This window comes from Sinobaca sp. H24 (assembly GCF_023845525.1).
In genome coordinates this window covers 107,758-125,710 of record NZ_JALBWT010000006.1, presented here as the reverse complement: position 1 = coordinate 125,710, position 17,953 = coordinate 107,758, and the positions used below count along the sequence as shown (strand labels likewise).

At 42.3% G+C, this 17,953-nt stretch carries 28 protein-coding genes, 1 pseudogene and 1 riboswitch; of the genes and pseudogenes, 21 read left to right on the top strand and 8 right to left on the bottom strand.

The window, feature by feature from the left end:
- The first annotated feature begins 94 nt into the window (after positions 1 to 94).
- The 12 genes from MMY81_RS35160 (at position 95) to MMY81_RS10660 (ending at position 7,681) form a co-directional block, all read left to right on the top strand.
- Entirely contained in the window at positions 95 to 349 is a 255-nt protein-coding gene (locus MMY81_RS35160; RefSeq protein ID WP_374561652.1) for a DUF3986 family protein, read from the top strand.
- Positions 350 to 1,817: 1,468 nt separating this feature from the next.
- Positions 1,818 to 2,006, top strand: coding sequence for a hypothetical protein (locus MMY81_RS10710; protein WP_252312871.1), 189 nt, complete (start codon positions 1,818 to 1,820; stop codon positions 2,004 to 2,006).
- Positions 2,007 to 2,476: 470 nt separating this feature from the next.
- On the top strand, positions 2,477 to 3,025 hold the full coding sequence (locus tag MMY81_RS10705; protein WP_252312870.1) for a hypothetical protein: 549 nt from the start codon (positions 2,477 to 2,479) through the stop codon (positions 3,023 to 3,025).
- A gap of 215 nt (positions 3,026 to 3,240) precedes the next feature.
- Complete coding sequence (locus MMY81_RS10700) at positions 3,241 to 4,668, top strand: DUF1430 domain-containing protein (RefSeq protein WP_252312869.1); 1,428 nt, start codon at positions 3,241 to 3,243, stop codon at positions 4,666 to 4,668.
- Positions 4,646 to 5,287 (top strand): ABC transporter ATP-binding protein, encoded by a 642-nt coding sequence (locus MMY81_RS10695; protein WP_252312868.1) that lies wholly within the window; start codon positions 4,646 to 4,648, stop codon positions 5,285 to 5,287. The genes MMY81_RS10700 and MMY81_RS10695 overlap by 23 nt, the downstream gene beginning before the upstream one ends.
- Positions 5,284 to 5,469, top strand: a complete 186-nt coding sequence (locus tag MMY81_RS10690) for a bacteriocin-like WGxF protein (protein WP_252312867.1) — start codon at positions 5,284 to 5,286, stop codon at positions 5,467 to 5,469. Before MMY81_RS10695 ends, MMY81_RS10690 begins: the two co-directional genes overlap by 4 nt.
- A 370-nt stretch (positions 5,470 to 5,839) precedes the next feature.
- Positions 5,840 to 6,046 (top strand): hypothetical protein, encoded by a 207-nt coding sequence (locus MMY81_RS10685; RefSeq protein ID WP_252312866.1) that lies wholly within the window; start codon positions 5,840 to 5,842, stop codon positions 6,044 to 6,046.
- Positions 6,047 to 6,106: 60 nt separating this feature from the next.
- Positions 6,107 to 6,268 carry a hypothetical protein gene (locus MMY81_RS10680; RefSeq protein WP_252312865.1) on the top strand — a complete coding sequence of 54 codons (162 nt, stop codon included), beginning with the start codon at positions 6,107 to 6,109 and terminating at the stop codon, positions 6,266 to 6,268.
- 67 nt (positions 6,269 to 6,335) lie between these two features.
- On the top strand, positions 6,336 to 6,542 hold the full coding sequence (locus MMY81_RS10675; RefSeq protein ID WP_252312864.1) for a hypothetical protein: 207 nt from the start codon (positions 6,336 to 6,338) through the stop codon (positions 6,540 to 6,542).
- Between the two features lie 63 nt (positions 6,543 to 6,605).
- Complete coding sequence (locus MMY81_RS10670) at positions 6,606 to 6,887, top strand: hypothetical protein (RefSeq protein WP_252312863.1); 282 nt, start codon at positions 6,606 to 6,608, stop codon at positions 6,885 to 6,887.
- Between the two features lie 23 nt (positions 6,888 to 6,910).
- Entirely contained in the window at positions 6,911 to 7,162 is a 252-nt protein-coding gene (locus MMY81_RS10665) for a hypothetical protein (protein ID WP_252312862.1), read from the top strand.
- 312 nt (positions 7,163 to 7,474) lie between these two features.
- Complete coding sequence (locus tag MMY81_RS10660; protein ID WP_252312861.1) at positions 7,475 to 7,681, top strand: hypothetical protein; 207 nt, start codon at positions 7,475 to 7,477, stop codon at positions 7,679 to 7,681.
- Positions 7,682 to 7,716: 35 nt separating this feature from the next.
- On the opposite strand, the gene MMY81_RS33340 is transcribed toward MMY81_RS10660, so the two are convergent.
- Together MMY81_RS33340 and MMY81_RS33335 are read right to left on the bottom strand one after the other, a co-directional pair.
- The gene (locus tag MMY81_RS33340; RefSeq protein ID WP_256497884.1) at positions 7,717 to 7,851 is read right to left on the bottom strand and encodes a hypothetical protein; all 135 of its coding nucleotides are present in this window, start codon (positions 7,849 to 7,851) and stop codon (positions 7,717 to 7,719) included.
- A 372-nt stretch (positions 7,852 to 8,223) separates the two neighbouring features.
- On the bottom strand, positions 8,224 to 8,355 hold the full coding sequence (locus MMY81_RS33335; RefSeq protein WP_256497883.1) for a hypothetical protein: 132 nt from the start codon (positions 8,353 to 8,355) through the stop codon (positions 8,224 to 8,226).
- 202 nt (positions 8,356 to 8,557) lie between these two features.
- On the opposite strand from MMY81_RS33335, the gene MMY81_RS10655 reads away from it, so the two are divergent.
- The gene (locus MMY81_RS10655) at positions 8,558 to 8,812 is read left to right on the top strand and encodes a hypothetical protein (RefSeq protein WP_252312860.1); all 255 of its coding nucleotides are present in this window, start codon (positions 8,558 to 8,560) and stop codon (positions 8,810 to 8,812) included.
- 51 nt (positions 8,813 to 8,863) lie between these two features.
- Here MMY81_RS10655 and MMY81_RS10650 read toward each other — a convergent pair whose 3' ends face one another.
- The gene (locus MMY81_RS10650; RefSeq protein WP_252312859.1) at positions 8,864 to 9,025 is read right to left on the bottom strand and encodes a hypothetical protein; all 162 of its coding nucleotides are present in this window, start codon (positions 9,023 to 9,025) and stop codon (positions 8,864 to 8,866) included.
- A 481-nt stretch (positions 9,026 to 9,506) separates the two neighbouring features.
- Here MMY81_RS10650 and MMY81_RS10645 point away from each other — a divergent pair, with 481 nt between their 5' ends.
- Positions 9,507 to 10,415 carry a sensor domain-containing diguanylate cyclase gene (locus tag MMY81_RS10645; protein ID WP_252312858.1) on the top strand — a complete coding sequence of 303 codons (909 nt, stop codon included), beginning with the start codon at positions 9,507 to 9,509 and terminating at the stop codon, positions 10,413 to 10,415.
- A 23-nt stretch (positions 10,416 to 10,438) separates the two neighbouring features.
- Here MMY81_RS10645 and MMY81_RS10640 read toward each other — a convergent pair whose 3' ends face one another.
- A complete protein-coding gene (locus tag MMY81_RS10640) occupies positions 10,439 to 10,573 on the bottom strand; it encodes an anti-repressor SinI family protein (RefSeq protein ID WP_252312857.1) in 135 nt (44 codons plus the stop codon).
- A 27-nt stretch (positions 10,574 to 10,600) separates the two neighbouring features.
- A riboswitch (cyclic di-GMP riboswitch) is annotated at positions 10,601 to 10,684 on the bottom strand.
- A gap of 181 nt (positions 10,685 to 10,865) precedes the next feature.
- Here MMY81_RS10640 and MMY81_RS10635 point away from each other — a divergent pair.
- Positions 10,866 to 11,090: a hypothetical protein gene (locus MMY81_RS10635; protein ID WP_252312856.1), complete on the top strand. Its 225-nt coding sequence runs from the start codon at positions 10,866 to 10,868 to the stop codon at positions 11,088 to 11,090.
- The gene (locus MMY81_RS10630) at positions 11,087 to 11,248 is read left to right on the top strand and encodes a hypothetical protein (protein ID WP_252312855.1); all 162 of its coding nucleotides are present in this window, start codon (positions 11,087 to 11,089) and stop codon (positions 11,246 to 11,248) included. The genes MMY81_RS10635 and MMY81_RS10630 overlap by 4 nt, the downstream gene beginning before the upstream one ends.
- Before the next feature lie 164 nt (positions 11,249 to 11,412).
- Here MMY81_RS10630 and MMY81_RS10625 read toward each other — a convergent pair whose 3' ends face one another.
- The 4 genes from MMY81_RS10625 to MMY81_RS10610 form a co-directional block, all read right to left on the bottom strand.
- Positions 11,413 to 12,411, bottom strand: coding sequence for an aldo/keto reductase (locus MMY81_RS10625; protein ID WP_252312854.1), 999 nt, complete (start codon positions 12,409 to 12,411; stop codon positions 11,413 to 11,415).
- A 162-nt stretch (positions 12,412 to 12,573) separates the two neighbouring features.
- Positions 12,574 to 13,074, bottom strand: a complete 501-nt coding sequence (locus MMY81_RS10620; RefSeq protein WP_252312853.1) for a YhjD family protein — start codon at positions 13,072 to 13,074, stop codon at positions 12,574 to 12,576.
- Positions 13,058 to 13,330, bottom strand: a complete 273-nt coding sequence (locus MMY81_RS10615) for a YrhK family protein (RefSeq protein ID WP_252312852.1) — start codon at positions 13,328 to 13,330, stop codon at positions 13,058 to 13,060. The genes MMY81_RS10620 and MMY81_RS10615 overlap by 17 nt, the downstream gene beginning before the upstream one ends.
- A gap of 72 nt (positions 13,331 to 13,402) precedes the next feature.
- A complete protein-coding gene (locus MMY81_RS10610) occupies positions 13,403 to 14,527 on the bottom strand; it encodes an S-layer homology domain-containing protein (protein WP_252312851.1) in 1,125 nt (374 codons plus the stop codon).
- 196 nt (positions 14,528 to 14,723) lie between these two features.
- On the opposite strand from MMY81_RS10610, the pseudogene MMY81_RS33980 reads away from it, so the two are divergent.
- The 5 genes and pseudogenes from MMY81_RS33980 to MMY81_RS10585 form a co-directional block, all read left to right on the top strand.
- Positions 14,724 to 14,843 (top strand): annotated as a pseudogene (locus MMY81_RS33980) (TetR/AcrR family transcriptional regulator); the annotation flags it as partial.
- An 18-nt stretch (positions 14,844 to 14,861) separates the two neighbouring features.
- The gene (locus MMY81_RS10600; protein ID WP_252312850.1) at positions 14,862 to 15,317 is read left to right on the top strand and encodes a TetR/AcrR family transcriptional regulator; all 456 of its coding nucleotides are present in this window, start codon (positions 14,862 to 14,864) and stop codon (positions 15,315 to 15,317) included.
- Positions 15,318 to 15,359: 42 nt separating this feature from the next.
- Positions 15,360 to 16,256, top strand: coding sequence for an ABC transporter ATP-binding protein (locus tag MMY81_RS10595; protein ID WP_252312849.1), 897 nt, complete (start codon positions 15,360 to 15,362; stop codon positions 16,254 to 16,256).
- A gap of 12 nt (positions 16,257 to 16,268) precedes the next feature.
- On the top strand, positions 16,269 to 16,850 hold the full coding sequence (locus tag MMY81_RS10590; RefSeq protein WP_252312848.1) for a hypothetical protein: 582 nt from the start codon (positions 16,269 to 16,271) through the stop codon (positions 16,848 to 16,850).
- Positions 16,762 to 17,865 carry an ABC transporter permease gene (locus MMY81_RS10585; RefSeq protein WP_252312847.1) on the top strand — a complete coding sequence of 368 codons (1,104 nt, stop codon included), beginning with the start codon at positions 16,762 to 16,764 and terminating at the stop codon, positions 17,863 to 17,865. The genes MMY81_RS10590 and MMY81_RS10585 overlap by 89 nt, the downstream gene beginning before the upstream one ends.
- Positions 17,866 to 17,953: the final 88 nt, after the last annotated feature.

The following is a 17,953-nucleotide window of genomic DNA, read 5'->3' as shown; positions in this document are numbered from 1 at the left end:
GTGCAGATGATTTCTACATGCTGCTTATTTTTACTGTGAACGGTAATTAACTCTATTATTCTCATGCGTTATTTTTGTAGGCATGATGTAGAGCTTGTTTTTTTTCATCCATGTAGGTTATTACGAAAATGGTCAAGATATAGAAGGTATTTTCTTAAAAGTCTATGAAGAGGATAGATGGTGCCTCTTTTATGATGATGAAATGTACGACATTAAAATGACAAATAAAGGCGGCAGTTTATTCACGAACGATTTTGGCTGTCTTTTGGGAATTTACCTTACCCCGGAGAAAAAGCTTACAGAAAAAAAGGAAATGAGAAAAAAGATCTTCAAGTTATTCGAAATGTAATAGATCATGCAGAGGCTGAGGATACAACATTAGAAGCATCTGATTATGATGTACATGTTGATTATGGAGATGAAAATACGAGGGAATGCATTTTGAAGAGTTAGAAAATGGTAAGTACGCTATTGTCTATATTGGTTATGAAAATGAAGTATATGTAGTAAAGGAGGAAAAGTCTAAACACTTGCATCATTTACTTCATTAAAAAATAATGAAAAAGTAAGTGCTATTGTTTAATTAATATGAAAAAATGCCCTCTTACTAGTCAAACGGGCGGCTTAGAGAACGATTTTTTCAGAAAAAGTGAAAAGAAATATGGACGTTCGATCTACAAAAATTACCTTGTTTGTTTTATTTCTCAAAAAACTGCGGAAAGGAAGATTCACTTTTCCTGCGATTATCGTTGTCAGAGATTTTTATTTCCTTTTTGAACGAAGAGAGCGACGAACAAAATAAGCAATCGTAAAGACATTATAAAAAAAATAAGTAGTTGAGCTAATCGAGCCATTCCGTAATCCATAGTATTTATCTCCTTTACGTATTATATTGAAATGTTTATAAATAGTAATAAAGGACAGAAAATTTCGTTATTCTTCCTTCTTCGTTATAACGTACATAACTTAAATAAATCTTTTATCGTATCCTAAACCAGTTCGCTAACGTGACCGCCACTGCTACCATTCTATTTTCCTTGATACTATTAACACCATGAAAGATTAATTTTAACAAAATATGGAACATTAGTGAATCTATTTACATACAGGTTCTAATATGTTTGGAAAAGAACCATTTTACAAACAAAAAGAGAGAAGATGCTGCTGATTGCACATTTTCTCTCTTTCTTTGTAGTTCGTAAACTAAAAAAACCATGAACATTTTTGAACTGAAGGTGTGATGAAAGCCAATGCTTTTTTATATGAATCGTATATAGTCTTATTCTATTGCTGTCTTTTTCCTTCAATAAATAATAGCCTGATATGCTGTTTACTTAATTCAATAACGGCTAACTGTTATCAAAACTGCAGCCTAAAAGTTATTTAAACAATACATACAAAAATATCCTTTTATAGTATATAGTTAACATATATTTTCAAAAAATGGGAGGTTTTTTGAAAGGTAGGTTAAAGTATACTACGAAAAATTCAAAAATGACTTAAGAAAGGCTAACATATGGTATTGCTTGAAAATCGCTATTTTATTTTGCTAAGCATTTTGTACTTTATACTAGGAATTTATATTTTATTTATAATGAATCACGATATAACATCTAAATTTTTACTATTCTTTTTTCTTGTTTACATATTTAATATTTTTAAAGAAGAAATAAAAAGGAGAAACCAATGAAAAATTTTTCTTTATGTAGTGGCAGGATTGTTTATAGTTTTTCTCCTATTAGTAGCTATAGGGATTCTTTCATTTTTAAGTGGGTCAACCTCCGTTAATTAGACAGCGGTTTGAAAGGAGGCAACGGATGAAAGCTGACAGTTATGTAATGAATATAGGTTTAGTAATTCTTGTTGTTTCTCTTGTAACCGGTTTGATTACTCAACCGGATTCTCCAACAAATATAGTGTGGCTTACTTTGGCTGGAGCATTTATAGGGGTTGGTATACTTATTCAAATTTACTTTTATTTTTTCAATAAGAAAGATCAGTCTTAGTTGTAAATAAGTACCTTGGGGCTTCATTGAGTGTAATCGATTCTACTGTATGGGGACAAGTATGAGCTTTCCGCAGCTCTATCTTATACCCCCGTATCTTTAAATATAATGATTTATTTATCATTAATAATAGGCCTGGTTTATTTTTCATTTGATTATGCAGCACATCTTTACAACATTCAGAAGATCCAAAGAAAAAAATACGAAAAAGAGAATATCAAATTAAAGTTTTGACTTGCTTTCCAAATTCGTTTTTGTCTATCTGTTAAAGTTCCAGTTATATTAAAGTGTCGGCAATAATCGAGCTACTGTAAGAAGAGCTTGGGTAAACCCTAGGACAACAGCAAGAGCAACTATTGCCAGTAGTTTGCGAGGAAATAAAGCGAACTGGGGCGACAAGATAGATCAGTTGAATCACTAATAAGTTGCATGTAGCTTATTAGTGATTTTGTATGAAGGAGATGCCCGTAGTGAAATACATAGTAAACAGCCTGCTTTTACTCGTTCTGATCAGCACCACGATCTTTAGTTTTCATTTTTTCAGCCAAAAACAAGCCAGTGACCGATTGTATACCGACCCCTTCGTCTTTTCGATTATTTACGAGGGGGAAAAAGCATTAGGTCTAGAAGAAGTGCAGCGTTTTTCGCATGAAGAACGGGTGAGTATCGCCCAATACAATTACTTAGATGAAGAGCGGATACATATTTATGCGGCCAATCTTCAAGCAGACCCTTCGCTTACGCTAACCAGCGGCTCTATGCCTGACACCGGTGAATTTCTGGCGGAAGAAGAGGTTCAGACCGAAGGGTCTCATCAGCAGTCAGGCACGATTGCGTTTCCTTTTTCCCAATGGGATGTTCGCTATTACCCGATGGACGCGGCGGTTAATGTAGGGCTGGGAGATACCTTTTATGTTAACGGGGTCGAAACAGAGGAAACGTTGGAAAGGGTCGAGGCCTATTTTTCCGACTATGGGGAGGTCACGTGGGAGAGTGAAAGTATCTCCCCCTTTCCTTGATTCATCCCACTTTGGTTTATTTAGCTGCTCTGGCCTTTTTGGTTTTTGGGCTCGGGATGTTTTTCTTTATTCTGCAAAGGAGAAAGCTCTTGCTGTTAACCGACTTATGGGGATACACCACAGTTCAAAGAATAGCTTCTCTTCCCTTATTGTTCGTCAAACCGGCCTTGCTCGCTTCGCTGCTCCTTTTATTCGGCACAGGCGCCTTTCCCTGTATGAAAAATCAGTGGCCGTATGTCTCTTCTTACAGCCTTTTGGCAGTTGGTACGCTTACCGGGACCCTCCTTCTTTTGGCTGCCGGCACGATGGGCCTTGTTTTCGTAGTCGATGGCTTTATCAGTCAGGGAACGCTAAAAGGAAAACTGCCGTTTGCGCATTTTCATTGGGGGGCCCTAGGAGGAAAAGTCATTCTTACGACCATTCTCTTTTGGGTCGTCGCCACTTCACTGCTGCAATGGCATCAACTGCAAGAAAAAGTAGAAAATCTGGCCTACTGGAACCAGTCCCAGGATACCTATCGCACAACGCTATCATCTAGTACAGATGCGATTTTAAACGATTTAGAAAAAGACAGAGAGCTCAATCAGCGCATGCTTTCTTTTTATCAAAGAATGGAAATTGAAGAGGACGCATTCTTGATGGAGTCGGAGAATTATAATGTCCAGGGCTGGAATGGCGTGGAGCGGGAATACTTCTATGAAGAGTATATGAGCGCAGAAGAAGCCCGGTATTCACCTGATGGCGAGCGCGTAACCATTAATGCCAACTATCTGGAGATCAATCCTATCGAAGGGAGCAATAATCAGGAGGTAATCCATCAGATGGCTAATGACGAGAATACCCTCACGCTTTTAGTGCCGGAATCCTACCGGAAGATAGAGAAAGACATTAAAGAACATTACTTAGAGTACTTTTATTTTCTGAAAGTAGAAGTGGATAATCTGTACAATGAAGCCATCGGTTCTCCCCTTAATACGACTAGCAAAGAGGCCTTGTCGATTCAAATTATTTATACGGCCTCTGAGCAAGCTTATTTTACCTTTAACAGTGCTACCGGGAACGCGGAGAACCAAGTGATAGACCCTATTGCTGTTATTTATAATGACAGTCTGGACCCTTCGACGATAACGGCTTATGTCAGTAGTTCCTTATATTTTCAGGATGACTCGGAAGGAGAAGCGTTCGAACAAATTCGCCCTCTCCTCGAAGAAGAAGAAATAACCGAAATCCCAGCTGTTGCTTCTGTGTATGATGAAGCGAACCAAGCCATTGTGCAGCAAACGCAGCGACTCCTCCAACAAACCATCGCATTGATCATTCTGGGGATCGTGTCTACTGTGCTGGTAAGCTTTATGATGTGGGCCTATTACAAAGCTAGAGCTTATGATTTACTCCTTATGTACTTGCACGGATTTTCGTTTTGGGACCGAAACAAACAGCTGTTGCTAGGAATCTTACTATCCCATGGGGTAGCTGGTGGTATCGTATTCGCCTTCTTCTCTATGCCGATCCTCTTTCCGATTATCCTGTTTTCTCTGCTTTTAGAGGCTTCGATAGTCGCTGTTCTTAGTCAACAATTGATGCATAGAAACATTCAAACCGTATTAAAGGAGAGCATGTATGATTACATTGGATCAGGTTGAGAAACGCTACGCTTATCGAACAGTGATTTCCAACTTTTCTTTACAGATAGAAGCAAAAGAATTCGTCTCTATCGTTGGAGAGAGCGGTTCGGGCAAAACTACCCTGTTAAACTTCATGGGAGCGCTCGATCAACCCGACCAGGGCGACGTTACCATTGCCGGTATCCGAAACCCAACGGGGAAGCAGCTGCAGACGCTGCGCCGGTTCCATTACGGTTATATTTTTCAACAGTACGTGTTAATGGAAAACGATACCGTCGCGCAGAATTTACTCCTTTCCAAAAAGTATAACAAAGGATTTTCTACGAAAAGCATGGAAGAAGCGATGGACATGGTGGGGCTGCCGGTCTCTTTTCTGCAGAAGAAAGTGTATCAATTAAGCGGCGGAGAGCAGCAGCGCGTAGCCATCGCCCGGGTGATGGTAAAACCGTGCACTATTATTTTAGCCGATGAGCCAACCGGCAATTTGGATCCTCTCAATAAACAAATCGTCACAGATCTCCTGCGACAATTTCAGCGCATGGGAAAGACGGTAGTCTGCGTGACGCACGATCACGACGTAGCCGCTCAATCGGACCGTATTATTCGTTTATCTAAAGAAAAAGGAGTGGAAATATGAGAACGATTAGCTTGTCTCTTATCAATGTTGTTTTGATCCTTCTAACCGTAGCCCTACATAAAGTTATCTATCGATTACTGCTTTGGTCGTACGACAGCTTAATCATGTATTGGGGACTTTTTGTGGGCATCTTTTTTGTCATGAATCTTATAGTCAATTATGTATTTCTTAGAAAAAAGTAACCAATGCCGCAAGAACAAGTCGCTTCAAAAATCTTCTGGGTTGGCCTTCTTACATTATCTCTTTTCAACAGTAAATGTGAATGTCATACCGTGCCTAAAAGTACACTTTTACAGATTAAAAGGGAAAAAATTGCGAAAAAAGGGTAATACGTTAACAATGGTTCGGGCCTAATAGGTATTTCCTTAAAGGGGTCGATTTTAAATAAATATAATGTTACCGACTTTTAAATCTTGTAAAGTACCATATTACTTTAATGATTAATAATAATTTATTGTTTTTACAGCTGCCGGTATCTTTATGATCGCTCTGCTGATTCTATGGATTTTCTAATCTGATGAAATACTGTGTTGGTAAGGAGGGATGGCACGTATGAGAAAAGCGCAGATTATAGCGCGCATTATTATTGTCATACTGGCGCTGGGTTTCTTTTTCGCAGACTTCTCCATTGTAGCTCCTATCGTCCTGTCCGCCTTCGTTATCCTTTCTTTTATTGATTATCAGGCCGATAAGAAAAAATATAATATATTCACAGGTGTGGTATTTTTGTTTATCTTATTTACCTTTTTCATTATATAAAGCTGAAAAGAGTCATCGAACCATAGGGTAATGAAGAAAAGATTTTAAAGGGTGATTCGCATGGATGCAATAGAACAGGGAGTACTTATTCTGCTTATCCTGGCTGTCGTGGCTGCCTTTTTCTCGATGGTAAGGTGGATGACCAGGCATTATTTGGATGATTTTTATAAGAAGCTTTACCAAAAGGCAGGGCATGCAATAGAAAAAGTTTTCGGAAAGTGATTGTACATAGTTTCCTCTCGAATCGGGAATAGGTTAAGCAGTCCCACTATCGAAGGAGGAACATACCATGTTTGGAAGAGTTGTACTGTTGGATGGAAGTACGAAAGACATTGTACTGCCGGGAGATAAAACGAGTGATTCCGATCAGGACGAAATAAGAAGCGAGTTAATGAAAAATGGCGGAAGGTATCAGATACTGGGAAGCGACAATGAGCATGCCGAATTTCATTCGGACGAGGTTGTGAACGTAACGTTCCATGAGGATACCGAATAACGTTATTATTTTATTTTGTCAGAAATAGGGTATAGCTTTAGTAAATACCTTAGGAGGAATACCATGTCAGTTAGTATTAGAGTGTACGAAAAAGGAGAGCGCATTGCAGAAGATATTCACGAGGGAACCGAGCCGCAGCCGCTGTTTGATTTGATTGACGGCTCTTATTCGCATTTGAAGCTGAAAGATACAGCGTGTGAAGAAGCGAAAGGATTATCCGTCGAGAAGAACCAGAAATATCTCTGTGTCGATAACGGAGAGACCTCAGGCGCTTCTGCCATCACAGAATATGTAGTGGAGTTCGATGCCGAGCTGCACAGGCAGCTGACCAGTTTAATCAAGTAGGTAAAATAGAAAGGGGACGCATCATGGAATTTAATAATGAAGTGATCGATTTCTTTGTCAAAAAATGCCTGGATGAAAACATTAACGACTGGGATGAGTTATTGGATCGTGCCGAGATCGAGGGCTTATCCACGGTGGAACTGAACAGCTTTATAGAGTTTATCCGGGATCAAGGCATGGCCGTTGAGACGGATGGACCGAACGGGGAGAACGAGCGTGCAATCATGGTTAAAGATGACCTGCAGATTAGAAATATGGCACAGGAAGATAAGTAAAAGAAAGCACTCTCGTATGAGGGTGCTTTTTATTGATCGAGAAAAAGAAGAATATGATGTATTTTCCGTCTAAAAAAGATACATCCTAGAGCCCGACTGGGGACAGATGGTACATATAACAGTATCGCAGGTTACAGGACGACCGGCATTCCGGCAGGAGCATCCAGATATAAAAGTAGAAGAGAATCCTTAGATATTGCTGCGAATCTATAAGGTTTTTCATGTGATAATCTCTTACATCATAAACAGATTACTGGCTTTTTATGTTGTTTCCTTACAAGATGGGGTCAGGATTTATTTAGGAGGGGTAGGATGAAAGGGAAAGATGCAGCAGAGCTTGAGAAAAGCATAAAAGAAATAGAAGCCGTGGCCTTTCACAATCGGGATACGTTAATTGACGTTGCTAAAAGCGTGGAAGTGCTGAAAGAAATACTAATAAAACAAGAGCTGACGACAGAGGAAGACTTTGCCGAACGTAAAGAGAGCATTGAGGTGCCGATAGATAAATATATAAAGTGACGGAGAGCGCTCCTTTTATAAGGGGTGCTCTTTTATTACGCGTTTTCTTCTATTTCGACTGCTGACTCCGTATCCTCGACTGGTTCTTCCTCCGGGGTTTGTTGATCTCCGCATCTAGCCAGAAGAACTGCTGTGCCAAATAACATCGTAGTGACCCAATGCTTTTTCATCCTATCTCTCCTTCATTATAATAGATTAACAACTTTGTAAAACCAGAAAAAGAAAAAGCCGTACTTATAAAAAAGTACGGCTTCCTCAGGCTCCCTTAGGGAAAAGCTTCAGCGTTAAATCTAATATGTGGCTGCCATCAGGTGCTGCAGTATGCCGGGCTCCGTTTATCGCAAGAAACGTTGATTTCGGAATGGGGGTGCTTTCTTCCCCGTTATGTATGGAAAATCCGGCTTCTTTGACAGCCAGAGCAAGGTCCCGGTCAATATCATAGACAAGCAGCGGTTTAAGCTGGGCCGAATCGCAGGCACGATAATGGTTTTCGAGGCGGCTGCAGAAATCGGTGAGTTCTTGTTTATTGGAAAAATATAAGGTCAGCCGGTTAATGTCGTACGGTCAGAAGGGGCAGGATAGTACAAGGTTCTATTCGTGCTTGCATGGATCTTGTCGAATAACTCTTTATACAAGTAGTTGGCCAGTTCGGCGCGTTCAATCAGGCTGCTCATCGGAAGTCCCCTTTGTATAGGAATGTTTTTGAAAATTATATCATTATTTGTTAAAAAACGGATAGCGCTTACAGAAAGTCAGTAAAAAAGAATCGGGGATAAAGGTCGCAGGAGATTATATGACATTCCGGCGGGACTTTTCACAATCGGGCGCGGACATGTTATATTTGCCTAATCATATTGAATAAAGGACGGATAATCTATGAAAAACCCGATTTCAGAGGAACTGCTGAATCATTATATTGCATCGATGGAATTATATATTGGAGAAGCGATGGAAGAACAGGAATTTAATGATATTGAACTGACGGTTATGAAAGAGGTAGGACTGGAAAATACGAAAGAGGGGCACCGGGCTTTCTACGACGTCATGAGCACGACTGCCTCGTTTCTATACGGGGAATGCGAAAAGGAAGATATCCACGCCGAGTTAAGTAAAGTGGCAGCTTCCCGGTAAGATACAATAAAAGCCCCCTGATTTCTTTTGGAGGAATCAGGGGGCTGATAATTATACTTCTTCCGGATTGGATAATTCGTCTATGAAGGGCTGCACGTTTCGCTTCTTATCGCCGCGAAGCGTATTCAGCATGCCTAGTAGAACGGCCACCTCATCATAATCGAGCGTTAACGTCACTTCATCATTTTTAATATTGTTCACTGCTTTTGCCATAGTATATCCCCCTGATTGTATAGTAATAGATGGACTGCTGTGGATAAAATGTCTAGCCGGGTATATTTTTAATACTATTCACCATTTGCTGCCTTCTAAAACGTACCTGGACGTCTGCCGATTATTACTCGTTTATTTTAACATGTTACTTATTATAATATTATACCTTTCATTTTTCTATGGATAGTTCTTTTAGAGAGAATGCTATGTAGAGCGGATACAGTTGTCTCTATTCGTATTACATTAATATAGACAGTGTTAGAATGAGCTGAATAAAGGGAATAGACGAGAAAGAGAGAATACTATATGTAAATGGAACTTTATCCTTTAAATAAATAGAAATATAAGATAGTACACAATAGTGGAATTAATTGGATATTTTCAGTGGAAAGGTAGTATATTATATATAATCGAAGAAAATAGTAGTATGTACAATTAGAGAACAGTGTCCGGATAGTTCTTTCTGGAGAGGATGCGTGCTATGAAAATGGACAATAAAGAAAAGCCGGCTGAAGAATTTGAAATTAGTACATCGATATTAAACTCGCTTCGGGATCAAATCTGCGTGATCGATCATATAGGAACCATTATTTTTGTAAACGATGAATGGATTCGAGCGTCCGCAAGAAGCAGCGAGTTCCGTGACATACATGGAATCGGTGTGAATTACCTGCATAAGATTGAGAACAATACACATTTACACGGAGGCCTGCTTTCCATTCTTTCAGGAAAAGAAGAATATTTCACGTACGAATATTCCTGCCACACGCCAACGGAAAAAAGGTGGAATCTCATGCAGGCAACGCCGCTGCTGGCAAATGGAAGCGGAAGGAGGGGTCTTGTCCTCCGTCATGTAGACGTAACCAAACAAAAGCTTTTGGAGCTGCAGCTAAAGCAGCAGGCGGAAACAGACTCGCTGACCGGCTTGTATAATCGAAGATATTACGAAAAGCGGCTGGAGGAGGAAATCTCACTGCTTCACCAGAACGGATCGGATTTATCCTTGCTTTCGATCGATGTAGATAATTTTAAAATGGTCAACGATATGTACGGGCATCTGGTAGGAGACATTGTTCTTAAGCAGCTTGCCCTTCTCCTTAAAGGATCTACAACAGAAACGGATATTTCGGCCAGGGTCGGAGGGGATGAATTTGCTGTACTGCTTCCGGGGACCAATTCTGATCGGCTGGAGCAGGTGGCGGCCGACATACTTAGAGTGGTACAGGAGCAGAACAGCAACAGCCTTAATCCGTATCCGATTACGCTTAATATTTCTATAGGCGGGGCTTGTTTTTCCATTGGAGATTCGATGGAAAATGTATTGCAGAAAACAGACCGGGCTTTATATGGAGCCAAGAATCTTGGCAAAAACCAAATTAATATTGTATAACGCGTAAAAAAGAAGCCGTATGGTTACGGCTTCTTTTTTGAGTCATCGGCAGTCTGCAGATAATTCCTGACTTGTTCAACAGTGAGGCCGGCTTTCTTGGCCTCGAGGATCAAATCCATCCATTCACGGTCCAGCTTTTTCTCATTCTGTCTGTTCATCAACCCTCACACCTTTAGAAGTATTCCTCAGGCGGTCCAGCCATCTTAGCATTATGCCTTAGACCTGTAACTTTGCGAAACTGCTTTTCAACAGCGTAGCCTTTTTCTGAAGGTTGGTTATTGTTTTTATTGTACGTTGAAAAAGGAGGAAAAAATAGCAGGAAGTTTCCATTTGTCCATGTTTTTTTGGACAGGTGGTATCACATACCTGATTTTCAAAAGAAAGGGACCATTGTTCTAAAGGTTGATTGTGATTATAATAGAAGAATAGAAGAGACAGGAGAAGGAGGTTATGGAAGATCGATTAAAATTTGCTGTTATTTATGCGGCCCTTGTCTTTGTCATTGCCGTTCCTTTTACCTTTGTTGTAAAAGAAAGTGATGTCAGCTGGGGACTGAGCTCGGGACGAGCGGGATCACCTTTTTGTATTGGTATTTTACATATAAGAAAGAAGCAAAGGCCGTTGGTGCCACCCGCTATAACAAAAAAACCAAGGGGCGTGCCGGCTCTAAAATGATTTACGCGAATATCATGTACAGCTTTGTATTTGCCTATCTTATTGTGACAAATAGTTACAGTGACGGCAACTGGCTGATGCTTCTTCTGCTAACATCGCTGCTCTTTCTGGGTGTGCAGCTGTTTCAACACAATAAAGAAAAATTGGTGAAAGAATAAAAAATTGGTTTTATGAAGGCTGAAACTGGAGTGTGATCTCCTGTTTCAGTTTTTGTTATTTATATGCTTCTTTCTTATCACCCCTCGTTCGAACTGGTTATTAAATATATTCTGGATCATTCCATCATTTCCTTCAAAAAGGTAGTAAAAATCCAGCGCTGAAGCTAGAGAATGTGATTATGGGCTTTATGTGTAATAATTTCTTCCGAGCGATCGGTAGCCGAAGGCGGGGCAGGGGACAGGGCGGAAATTTCATCACGCCATTCCGGCGTCATAGTAATATCGAGCGAATTCAAAGAATGCTCAAGCTGCTCCGGGCTGCGTGCTCCAATAATTGGAGCGGTGATACCAGGATGTGATTTAGCCCAGGCAACAGCGAGAGAAGCGGGATGGAGGCCGTGGCTGGCTGCATAGGAAGAAAAGCGTGCAGCGATATCGAAATTAATGGTATCCGCATAACGATCCGTGTACATTTTCTGCTCCACTAAACGTCCCTGAACGGGTCTGTCTGTCACCCCGTATTTGCCTGTAAGGAGGCCGCCTCCAAGCGGGCTGTAAGAGATAACGCCAACCTCTTCGGAATCAGCAAACGGCAGGATTTCCACCTCTGCCTGGCGCTTAGCCAGGTTGTACATCGGCTGAATCAGCTCGAAGCGGCTGAGATGTTCTTTAGCTGAAATGCCAAGCGCCTTGGCGAGCTGCCAGGCTGCCCAGTTACTGGCCGCGGGATAAAGAATTTTCCCCTGGCGCTGCAGGTCATCAAGAGCACGGAGGGTTTCTTCCATCGGAGTAAGGGGATCGAATTTATGTAGAAAATAAAAGTCGATCCGGTCCGTTTTCAGCCGGCGCAGGCTGTTCTCGACTTCCAGCATAATATGGCGCCTGGAGAGTCCGCGTGCATTTACGTCCGACCCGGTCGGGTTGGCTACTTTTGTTGTCAGCACAATCTCGTTCCGGCATTCCGCGATAAAGCCGCCGAGAATTTCCTCCGCGCGGCTGTCATTGTAGTTGTTGGCGGTATCAAAAAAGTTAATGCCGGCCTCACGGCAGCGGTTGAACATATTTCTGGATGTTTCCTCGTCTGCATTTCCTCCAAAAGACATCGTGCCAAAACAAAGCTCAGAAACAGAAATGCCTGTCTTTCCAACCGTATTGTATTTCATATAAGCCGCCTCCTGCTAGAGTAGTTACGCAAAGTATAAAGCTTAAACACCCTTATGTAAACGCTGTAATGTTAAATATTTACTCTGCTGTCCGTTTATTACTTCAATGAATAATACGTATCGAAAAACGTAGAATCGTCGAGGAGATAATAGCAGAGCAGCTCACTGATGCGCTTTTTCATGTTGAGCTTCAACAGATGCAGACGCTCGTGCCGGCCGTCGCAGTATATCGTATACAATAAAGCCCGGATACACGGCATCCGCCCGGGCGAGCCGGATGCCATGCTGCTGCATGGCCTGTTTTATATCGTGAAGGTCCTGTTTGATACGCAGAATCAGCACATCAAACAGCTCCTGGTAGTAGTGGCCGAGCTTGATTGTTTTTTCCAGAAAAAACGACCGGTCCTTCTCCATGGTGTTCACGAGCAGCTCGGTGAGCAGAAAACGGTCTGCCGTCTGAAGGTGCTGTTCTTCTATCATCTTTATATCTTCCATCGTGAACCTCTCTTTCCAAAACAGTAAATCCGGGTTTTTTCTAAGTATATACGAATGAGTGTTCCCGTGGGTGGGAAGACCTTCATCCAAATTATTATAAACAAACGAAAACACAGCACCTTTCCCAAAAGAGGGAGAAGGTGCCGTGTTTTTATTTTTCACGCTCATCCAGAGCTCTTTGTTTGTATACCCTGGAGATGTGAATATGGTGAATAATGGAAATGAAGGGACGTACGAGCATCAGCACGCTTCCGGCAACAAAAAGCCAGGTCCCATAGTAAGTAGTGGCTTCGGAAAAAAAGAGAAAACTTCCAATAAGAAAAATCAGCCCGATAATAATATCATTTATTTGATACAAAAGCTGGTAAATCTTTGAAATTTCCAGCTCATAATGACCAAAGATAATATCAATATTTCTTTTCATCTCCGATTCCTTCTTTCAACCCATAGTTCCTATAGTTCTACCCGTTTTAGAAAGAAGAAAACCTGGATGGGCTTACGGTGTCATACGGACAGCGCCGACATATCCATCATTCCAGTAGTTGGAGAAAGAAGTATAGTTTACACCTCTGCTGAGCGTGGCATGAAATAAGGTGCTGCTGTCAATATAAATGGATACGTGGTTGATGCTGCCATCTTTGTTTGTATCAAAAAAGACAAGGTCTCCTTTTTTCAAGTCCGACCGATTAATACGGGTACCGGCTAAATACTGCTGGCGTGAAGTCCGTGGAAGCGTAATGCCGTTTTCTGCAAACACGCGCTGCGTGAAGGAGGAACAGTCAAAAGCTGCTGTTGTAGTAGAAGCTGCTCCAAACAGATAGGGAGTGCCAATATAGCTTTCTCCACTTGCAATAACGTTATCGATCACATTTGTATGAACACCGCCGACTTGTTCTTTTGGCGGATTCGACTGTTCTGCTGATACTTTACCTGTTAGATGAGCTCCCAGCTTATTCATAATTTTAGAAAACTGTGCTCTCGTTATTTTATCATTGGGCCGGAAGCTGCCGTCCGGATAGCCGGTAATAATATCATTCTGCGCCAGGTAACCAATGGCTGCTGCGCCAGTTGTAGATGCATTTACATCTCTAAAAGAGTTAGAAGTGTCCCCGGAGCTGGTAAATTGATACATCCGGTTTAGTACCGCTGCGGCCTGCGCTCTTGTCATATCGTCATTCGGGCGGAATGTGTTATCTTCAAAACCGTTAAAGTATCCGCGCTGCGATCCGTAGGAAATATAGCTCGAAGCAAAATAACTGCTTCCTACATCCCTGAAGCTTGTAGATTGCGGCGTATTATTCCACTGCTGGAGCCGTCCGAGTATAGCGGAGGCCTGACCTCTTGTTAATAGATCATTCGGCTTAAAGTAGCCGTCACTTCCCTGAATGATGCCTCGTGAAGATAGGTTATCGATGTCTGTTTTTGCCCAAAAGGAAGCATTTACGTCCCGAAAGGAAACGTTGGAATGCACAACACCCGGCCATGTAAATACTTCGGCAGAGGATTGAGCAGTCACAGAAGCGGCGTTTGTTTCGGCAAATGCTGTCTCCGGAACGCTGGTGAGCACGATGCTGCAGGCAAGTACAGCAGGAGCTGCAATAGTTAGTAAAGATTTTTTCATTATGTATTCCTCCATATGTATGTTTTGGTATTTCTGGTATCACGCGCAGAGGGGTCTTTTTTGGCAGGGGCATACTCCTGTTATCGGCAGGTTTTGTAGATAGTTTAAGGAAAAATGTAAATTGACCAGATTGGTCGAACATGCTATATTTAAGTCGACCAATGCGGTCTAATATTAAGGAACGGAGGAATGGCTTATTACAACATCTTTTGCAAACCTTCAGCCGGAGAAGAAAAAAGCCATTCTGGACGCCGCATTAAAGGAATTCAGCGACAACGGATACAAGCAGGCGTCCACGAACAACATTGTAAAAGACGCGCAGATCGGCAAAGGAATGCTGTTTTATTACTTTAAAAGTAAAAAAGGCATGTACGATTATTTAGTCGACTACAGCATGGAATTTATTAAAAATGAATATTATGCCTATATTGATGAGTCTGAAAGAGATTTTATCGAAAGATACCGGAAAACGTCGGAGCAGAAACTACACTGTTATTTGTCGCATCCGTATATTTTTGCCTTTCTAGGCACGCTGTTTCTATCCGACGAAAAAGAGTGGAGCCCGTCCCTGCGGGAAAAGTATGAAGAGCTGATCAGATTGGGCTACAGTAAGATGTACGACAATGTCGATATGACGCTTTTCCGGGATGACGTCGATGTAGATAAAGTATTCAAGCTGATTACGTGGGCGGTGGAAGGCTATGGAAGTGATATAAAGCAGCGGCTGCACGGGAAGGCAATAAGCGAGATTAACATGGAGCCTTTTTGGATGAATTTCATGACTATCTAGATATATTAAAAAAAAGCTTCTATAAATAGGAGGTAAGCGGTCATGACTATTCTGGAGACGACGGAGCTGACAAAGACCTTTGGACGGGTGAAGGCGCTTGACCAGGTTAGTATCGAAATGAAAGAAGGAGAGGTTTATGGATTTATCGGACCGAACGGAGCAGGGAAGTCCACGACGCTCCGTGTGCTTTTAGGAGCGATTAAAGCAACAAGCGGAACGGCCCGTATTTTTGGAAAAGACGTGTGGAAGGATGCGGTAGCCGTGCACCGTCGGCTTGCCTACGTACCCGGGGACGTGAATCTCTGGCCGAATTTAACCGGGGGCGAGGTTATTGATTTGTTCATGAAGCTTCATGGAACGAAGAATACGAAAAAGCGCAGTGAACTCATCGAGTTGTTCGATCTGGATCCAGCCAAAAAATGCGGCACCTATTCGAAAGGCAACCGGCAGAAAGTGGCGCTGGTTGCTGCCTTTGCCTCGGAAGTGGATTTGTATATTATGGACGAGCCAACCTCCGGGCTTGATCCGCTTATGGAGAAAATTTTTCAACAGCAGATACTGGAGGCGAGAGAAAATGGAAAAAGTGTACTTTTATCAAGCCATATCCTCTCCGAGGTGGAGAAGCTCTGCGACCGGGTCAGTATTATCCGGCAGGGAAAAATCATTGAAACCGGCAGTCTCACCGACCTCCGTCATTTAACGAGAACGACGCTGCTGCTGGAGACGAAGAAACCGCCGCAAGGACTCTCTTCTCTTAAGGGAGTTCATGAGATAACCCATAAAGAGGAGGCACTTCAGTTTCAGGTGGATACAGAGGAGCTCGAGCATGTGATGGCGTTTGTCAGCTCTTTCGGTATTACGCGGCTCGAAAGTGCGCCTCCTACACTGGAAGATTTATTTTTACGCCATTATGAAACGGCTCGTCCAAAAGCTCAATAAAAAGGGGGAAGGATGATGTATCAGTCTTTATTTGCCCAGACGGGAAAATTGTCCTGGTTTGTGATCAAACGCAGCAGGCTACGTTTTCTTATATGGCTGGTCGTCCTGGTTGGGTTAACTGCTGGAACGGCAGCCTCTTTTTTATCGCTCTATCCTTCTGAAGCAGAACGCCAGGCCCTTACCTCGGCTATGGTCAATCCGGCGACAACTGCAATGGTGGGGCGGGGCTATGGATTGGATAATTATACGTTCGGCGCCATGCTCGGCCATCAAATGCTCGCTATGACAGCTCTTGCAGCCGGCATTATGAATATACTGTTTGTGAGCCGGAATACAAGAGGCGATGAAGAGGATGGAAAAACAGAAATGCTGCTGGCACTGCCGATTGGAAGAACGTCTTCGCTGGCCTCGGTGCTTGGCACAGCGTTTTTACTAAATAGTGTTTTAGTTCTAGCAATGACAGCGGCTTTAATGGGGCTGAATATCGAAAGTATTAACGGGGCGGGTGCTTTTCTCTATTCTGCCGCGATCGGACTATGCGGCTTTTTTTGCAGCGGGAACGGCTCTTTCCGCTCAGCTTGCCCAGGGAGCTAAAACCACGTCTGGTATAGGATTTGGCTTATTAATAACAACTTATGCACTTCGCGCAATAGGAGATGTGAATGAAAATGCTCTCTCCTGGCTGTCTCCGATCGGATGGGCACAGCAGACAGAGGTCTTTGTCAATAACATCTGGTGGCCGCTCTGGCTGCTGGCGGGAACAGTTCTTCTGATCACAGTGGCTGCCTTGTATATTAACGCAGCCAGAGACACTGGTGCCGGTTTATTTTCAGCTAGAAAAGGAAAAAAAGAAGCCGGACTTCTGCTGCAAAGTACGGGGGGACTCGTTTTCAGACTGCAGCGGACCGGTATTCTGTTCTGGAGCGGCGCCCTGCTGCTTCTTGGTATTACGTACGGATCGGTACTGACCGATACGGAGGCTTTTTTTGAAACAACAGATGTGATGCAGGGCATGATTTCGCAGACCTCGGATTTCACCTTGAGCGAGCAGTTTCTGCCGGTTTTAATGGCTGTGATGTCTCTTATTGGAACCATTCCCGTTGTCCTGGCTGTGTTGAAAATAAAAGCAGAAGAGAAAAAAGAACGCATGCAGCATATATTGGGACGTTCGGTTTCCCGGATCCGCCTGCTTGGAAGCTATACTGTTCTTTCCATTGTGGTTAGTATCTTAATGCTGCTTGCAACAGCAGGGGGGATGGCGCTTGCGATAGACCAGGAAAGCATAACCATCGCAACGGTGTTTGCTTCGGCCTTTCTGTATCTGCCAGCTTTATGGGTTATGACTGGTCTGGCTGTTTTGCTGATTGGTTTTTTTCCTAAATATACGTTTCTCATCTGGCTTTATTTAGGCTATTCCTACGTGGCTGTTTACTTTGGAGGGATTTTTCAGTTTCCGGACTGGGTAGCGGAACTTACGCCATTCGGATGGGTGGCATCATACCCGGTGGATGAAGTCAATACCATGCCAGTTGTAGGATTGGTTCTTACTGCTGTTATGTTGGGGACTGCCGGATTTATAGGTTTTGCGAGACGGGATACAAATGGATAATAGTTAAAAAAGGCAGTTGTTTTTAGTTTTTATATATTATTATTATGTAAACTAATAATAATGAAAATCGAATTTAGGTATAAGTTTC

Bases quoted from the DNA above. Each gene is read 5' to 3' on its own strand.
- MMY81_RS10590 (WP_252312848.1), top strand. From the start codon at position 16,269: ATGATGTATCAGTCTTTATTTGCCCAGACGGGAAAATTGTCCTGGTTT.
- MMY81_RS33335 (WP_256497883.1), bottom strand. From the start codon at position 8,355: ATGAGCAGCCTGATTGAACGCGCCGAACTGGCCAACTACTTGTATAAA.
- MMY81_RS10615 (WP_252312852.1), bottom strand. From the start codon at position 13,330: ATGAAAAGAAATATTGATATTATCTTTGGTCATTATGAGCTGGAAATT.
- MMY81_RS10625 (WP_252312854.1), bottom strand. From the start codon at position 12,411: ATGAAATACAATACGGTTGGAAAGACAGGCATTTCTGTTTCTGAGCTT.
- MMY81_RS10645 (WP_252312858.1), top strand. From the start codon at position 9,507: ATGAAAATGGACAATAAAGAAAAGCCGGCTGAAGAATTTGAAATTAGT.
- MMY81_RS10650 (WP_252312859.1), bottom strand. From the start codon at position 9,025: ATGGCAAAAGCAGTGAACAATATTAAAAATGATGAAGTGACGTTAACG.
- MMY81_RS10710 (WP_252312871.1), top strand. From the start codon at position 1,818: ATGAAAGCTGACAGTTATGTAATGAATATAGGTTTAGTAATTCTTGTT.
- MMY81_RS10595 (WP_252312849.1), top strand. From the start codon at position 15,360: ATGACTATTCTGGAGACGACGGAGCTGACAAAGACCTTTGGACGGGTG.
- MMY81_RS10610 (WP_252312851.1), bottom strand. From the start codon at position 14,527: ATGAAAAAATCTTTACTAACTATTGCAGCTCCTGCTGTACTTGCCTGC.
- MMY81_RS10635 (WP_252312856.1), top strand. From the start codon at position 10,866: ATGGAAGATCGATTAAAATTTGCTGTTATTTATGCGGCCCTTGTCTTT.
- MMY81_RS10675 (WP_252312864.1), top strand. From the start codon at position 6,336: ATGTTTGGAAGAGTTGTACTGTTGGATGGAAGTACGAAAGACATTGTA.
- MMY81_RS10660 (WP_252312861.1), top strand. From the start codon at position 7,475: ATGAAAGGGAAAGATGCAGCAGAGCTTGAGAAAAGCATAAAAGAAATA.
- MMY81_RS10655 (WP_252312860.1), top strand. From the start codon at position 8,558: ATGAAAAACCCGATTTCAGAGGAACTGCTGAATCATTATATTGCATCG.
- MMY81_RS10600 (WP_252312850.1), top strand. From the start codon at position 14,862: ATGCTGTTTTATTACTTTAAAAGTAAAAAAGGCATGTACGATTATTTA.
- MMY81_RS10680 (WP_252312865.1), top strand. From the start codon at position 6,107: ATGGATGCAATAGAACAGGGAGTACTTATTCTGCTTATCCTGGCTGTC.
- MMY81_RS10665 (WP_252312862.1), top strand. From the start codon at position 6,911: ATGGAATTTAATAATGAAGTGATCGATTTCTTTGTCAAAAAATGCCTG.
- MMY81_RS10700 (WP_252312869.1), top strand. From the start codon at position 3,241: ATGAAAAATCAGTGGCCGTATGTCTCTTCTTACAGCCTTTTGGCAGTT.
- MMY81_RS10690 (WP_252312867.1), top strand. From the start codon at position 5,284: ATGAGAACGATTAGCTTGTCTCTTATCAATGTTGTTTTGATCCTTCTA.
- MMY81_RS10640 (WP_252312857.1), bottom strand. From the start codon at position 10,573: ATGAACAGACAGAATGAGAAAAAGCTGGACCGTGAATGGATGGATTTG.
- MMY81_RS10685 (WP_252312866.1), top strand. From the start codon at position 5,840: ATGAGAAAAGCGCAGATTATAGCGCGCATTATTATTGTCATACTGGCG.
- MMY81_RS10630 (WP_252312855.1), top strand. From the start codon at position 11,087: ATGATTTACGCGAATATCATGTACAGCTTTGTATTTGCCTATCTTATT.
- MMY81_RS33340 (WP_256497884.1), bottom strand. From the start codon at position 7,851: ATGAAAAAGCATTGGGTCACTACGATGTTATTTGGCACAGCAGTTCTT.
- MMY81_RS10620 (WP_252312853.1), bottom strand. From the start codon at position 13,074: ATGAGCGTGAAAAATAAAAACACGGCACCTTCTCCCTCTTTTGGGAAA.
- MMY81_RS10670 (WP_252312863.1), top strand. From the start codon at position 6,606: ATGTCAGTTAGTATTAGAGTGTACGAAAAAGGAGAGCGCATTGCAGAA.
- MMY81_RS10695 (WP_252312868.1), top strand. From the start codon at position 4,646: ATGATTACATTGGATCAGGTTGAGAAACGCTACGCTTATCGAACAGTG.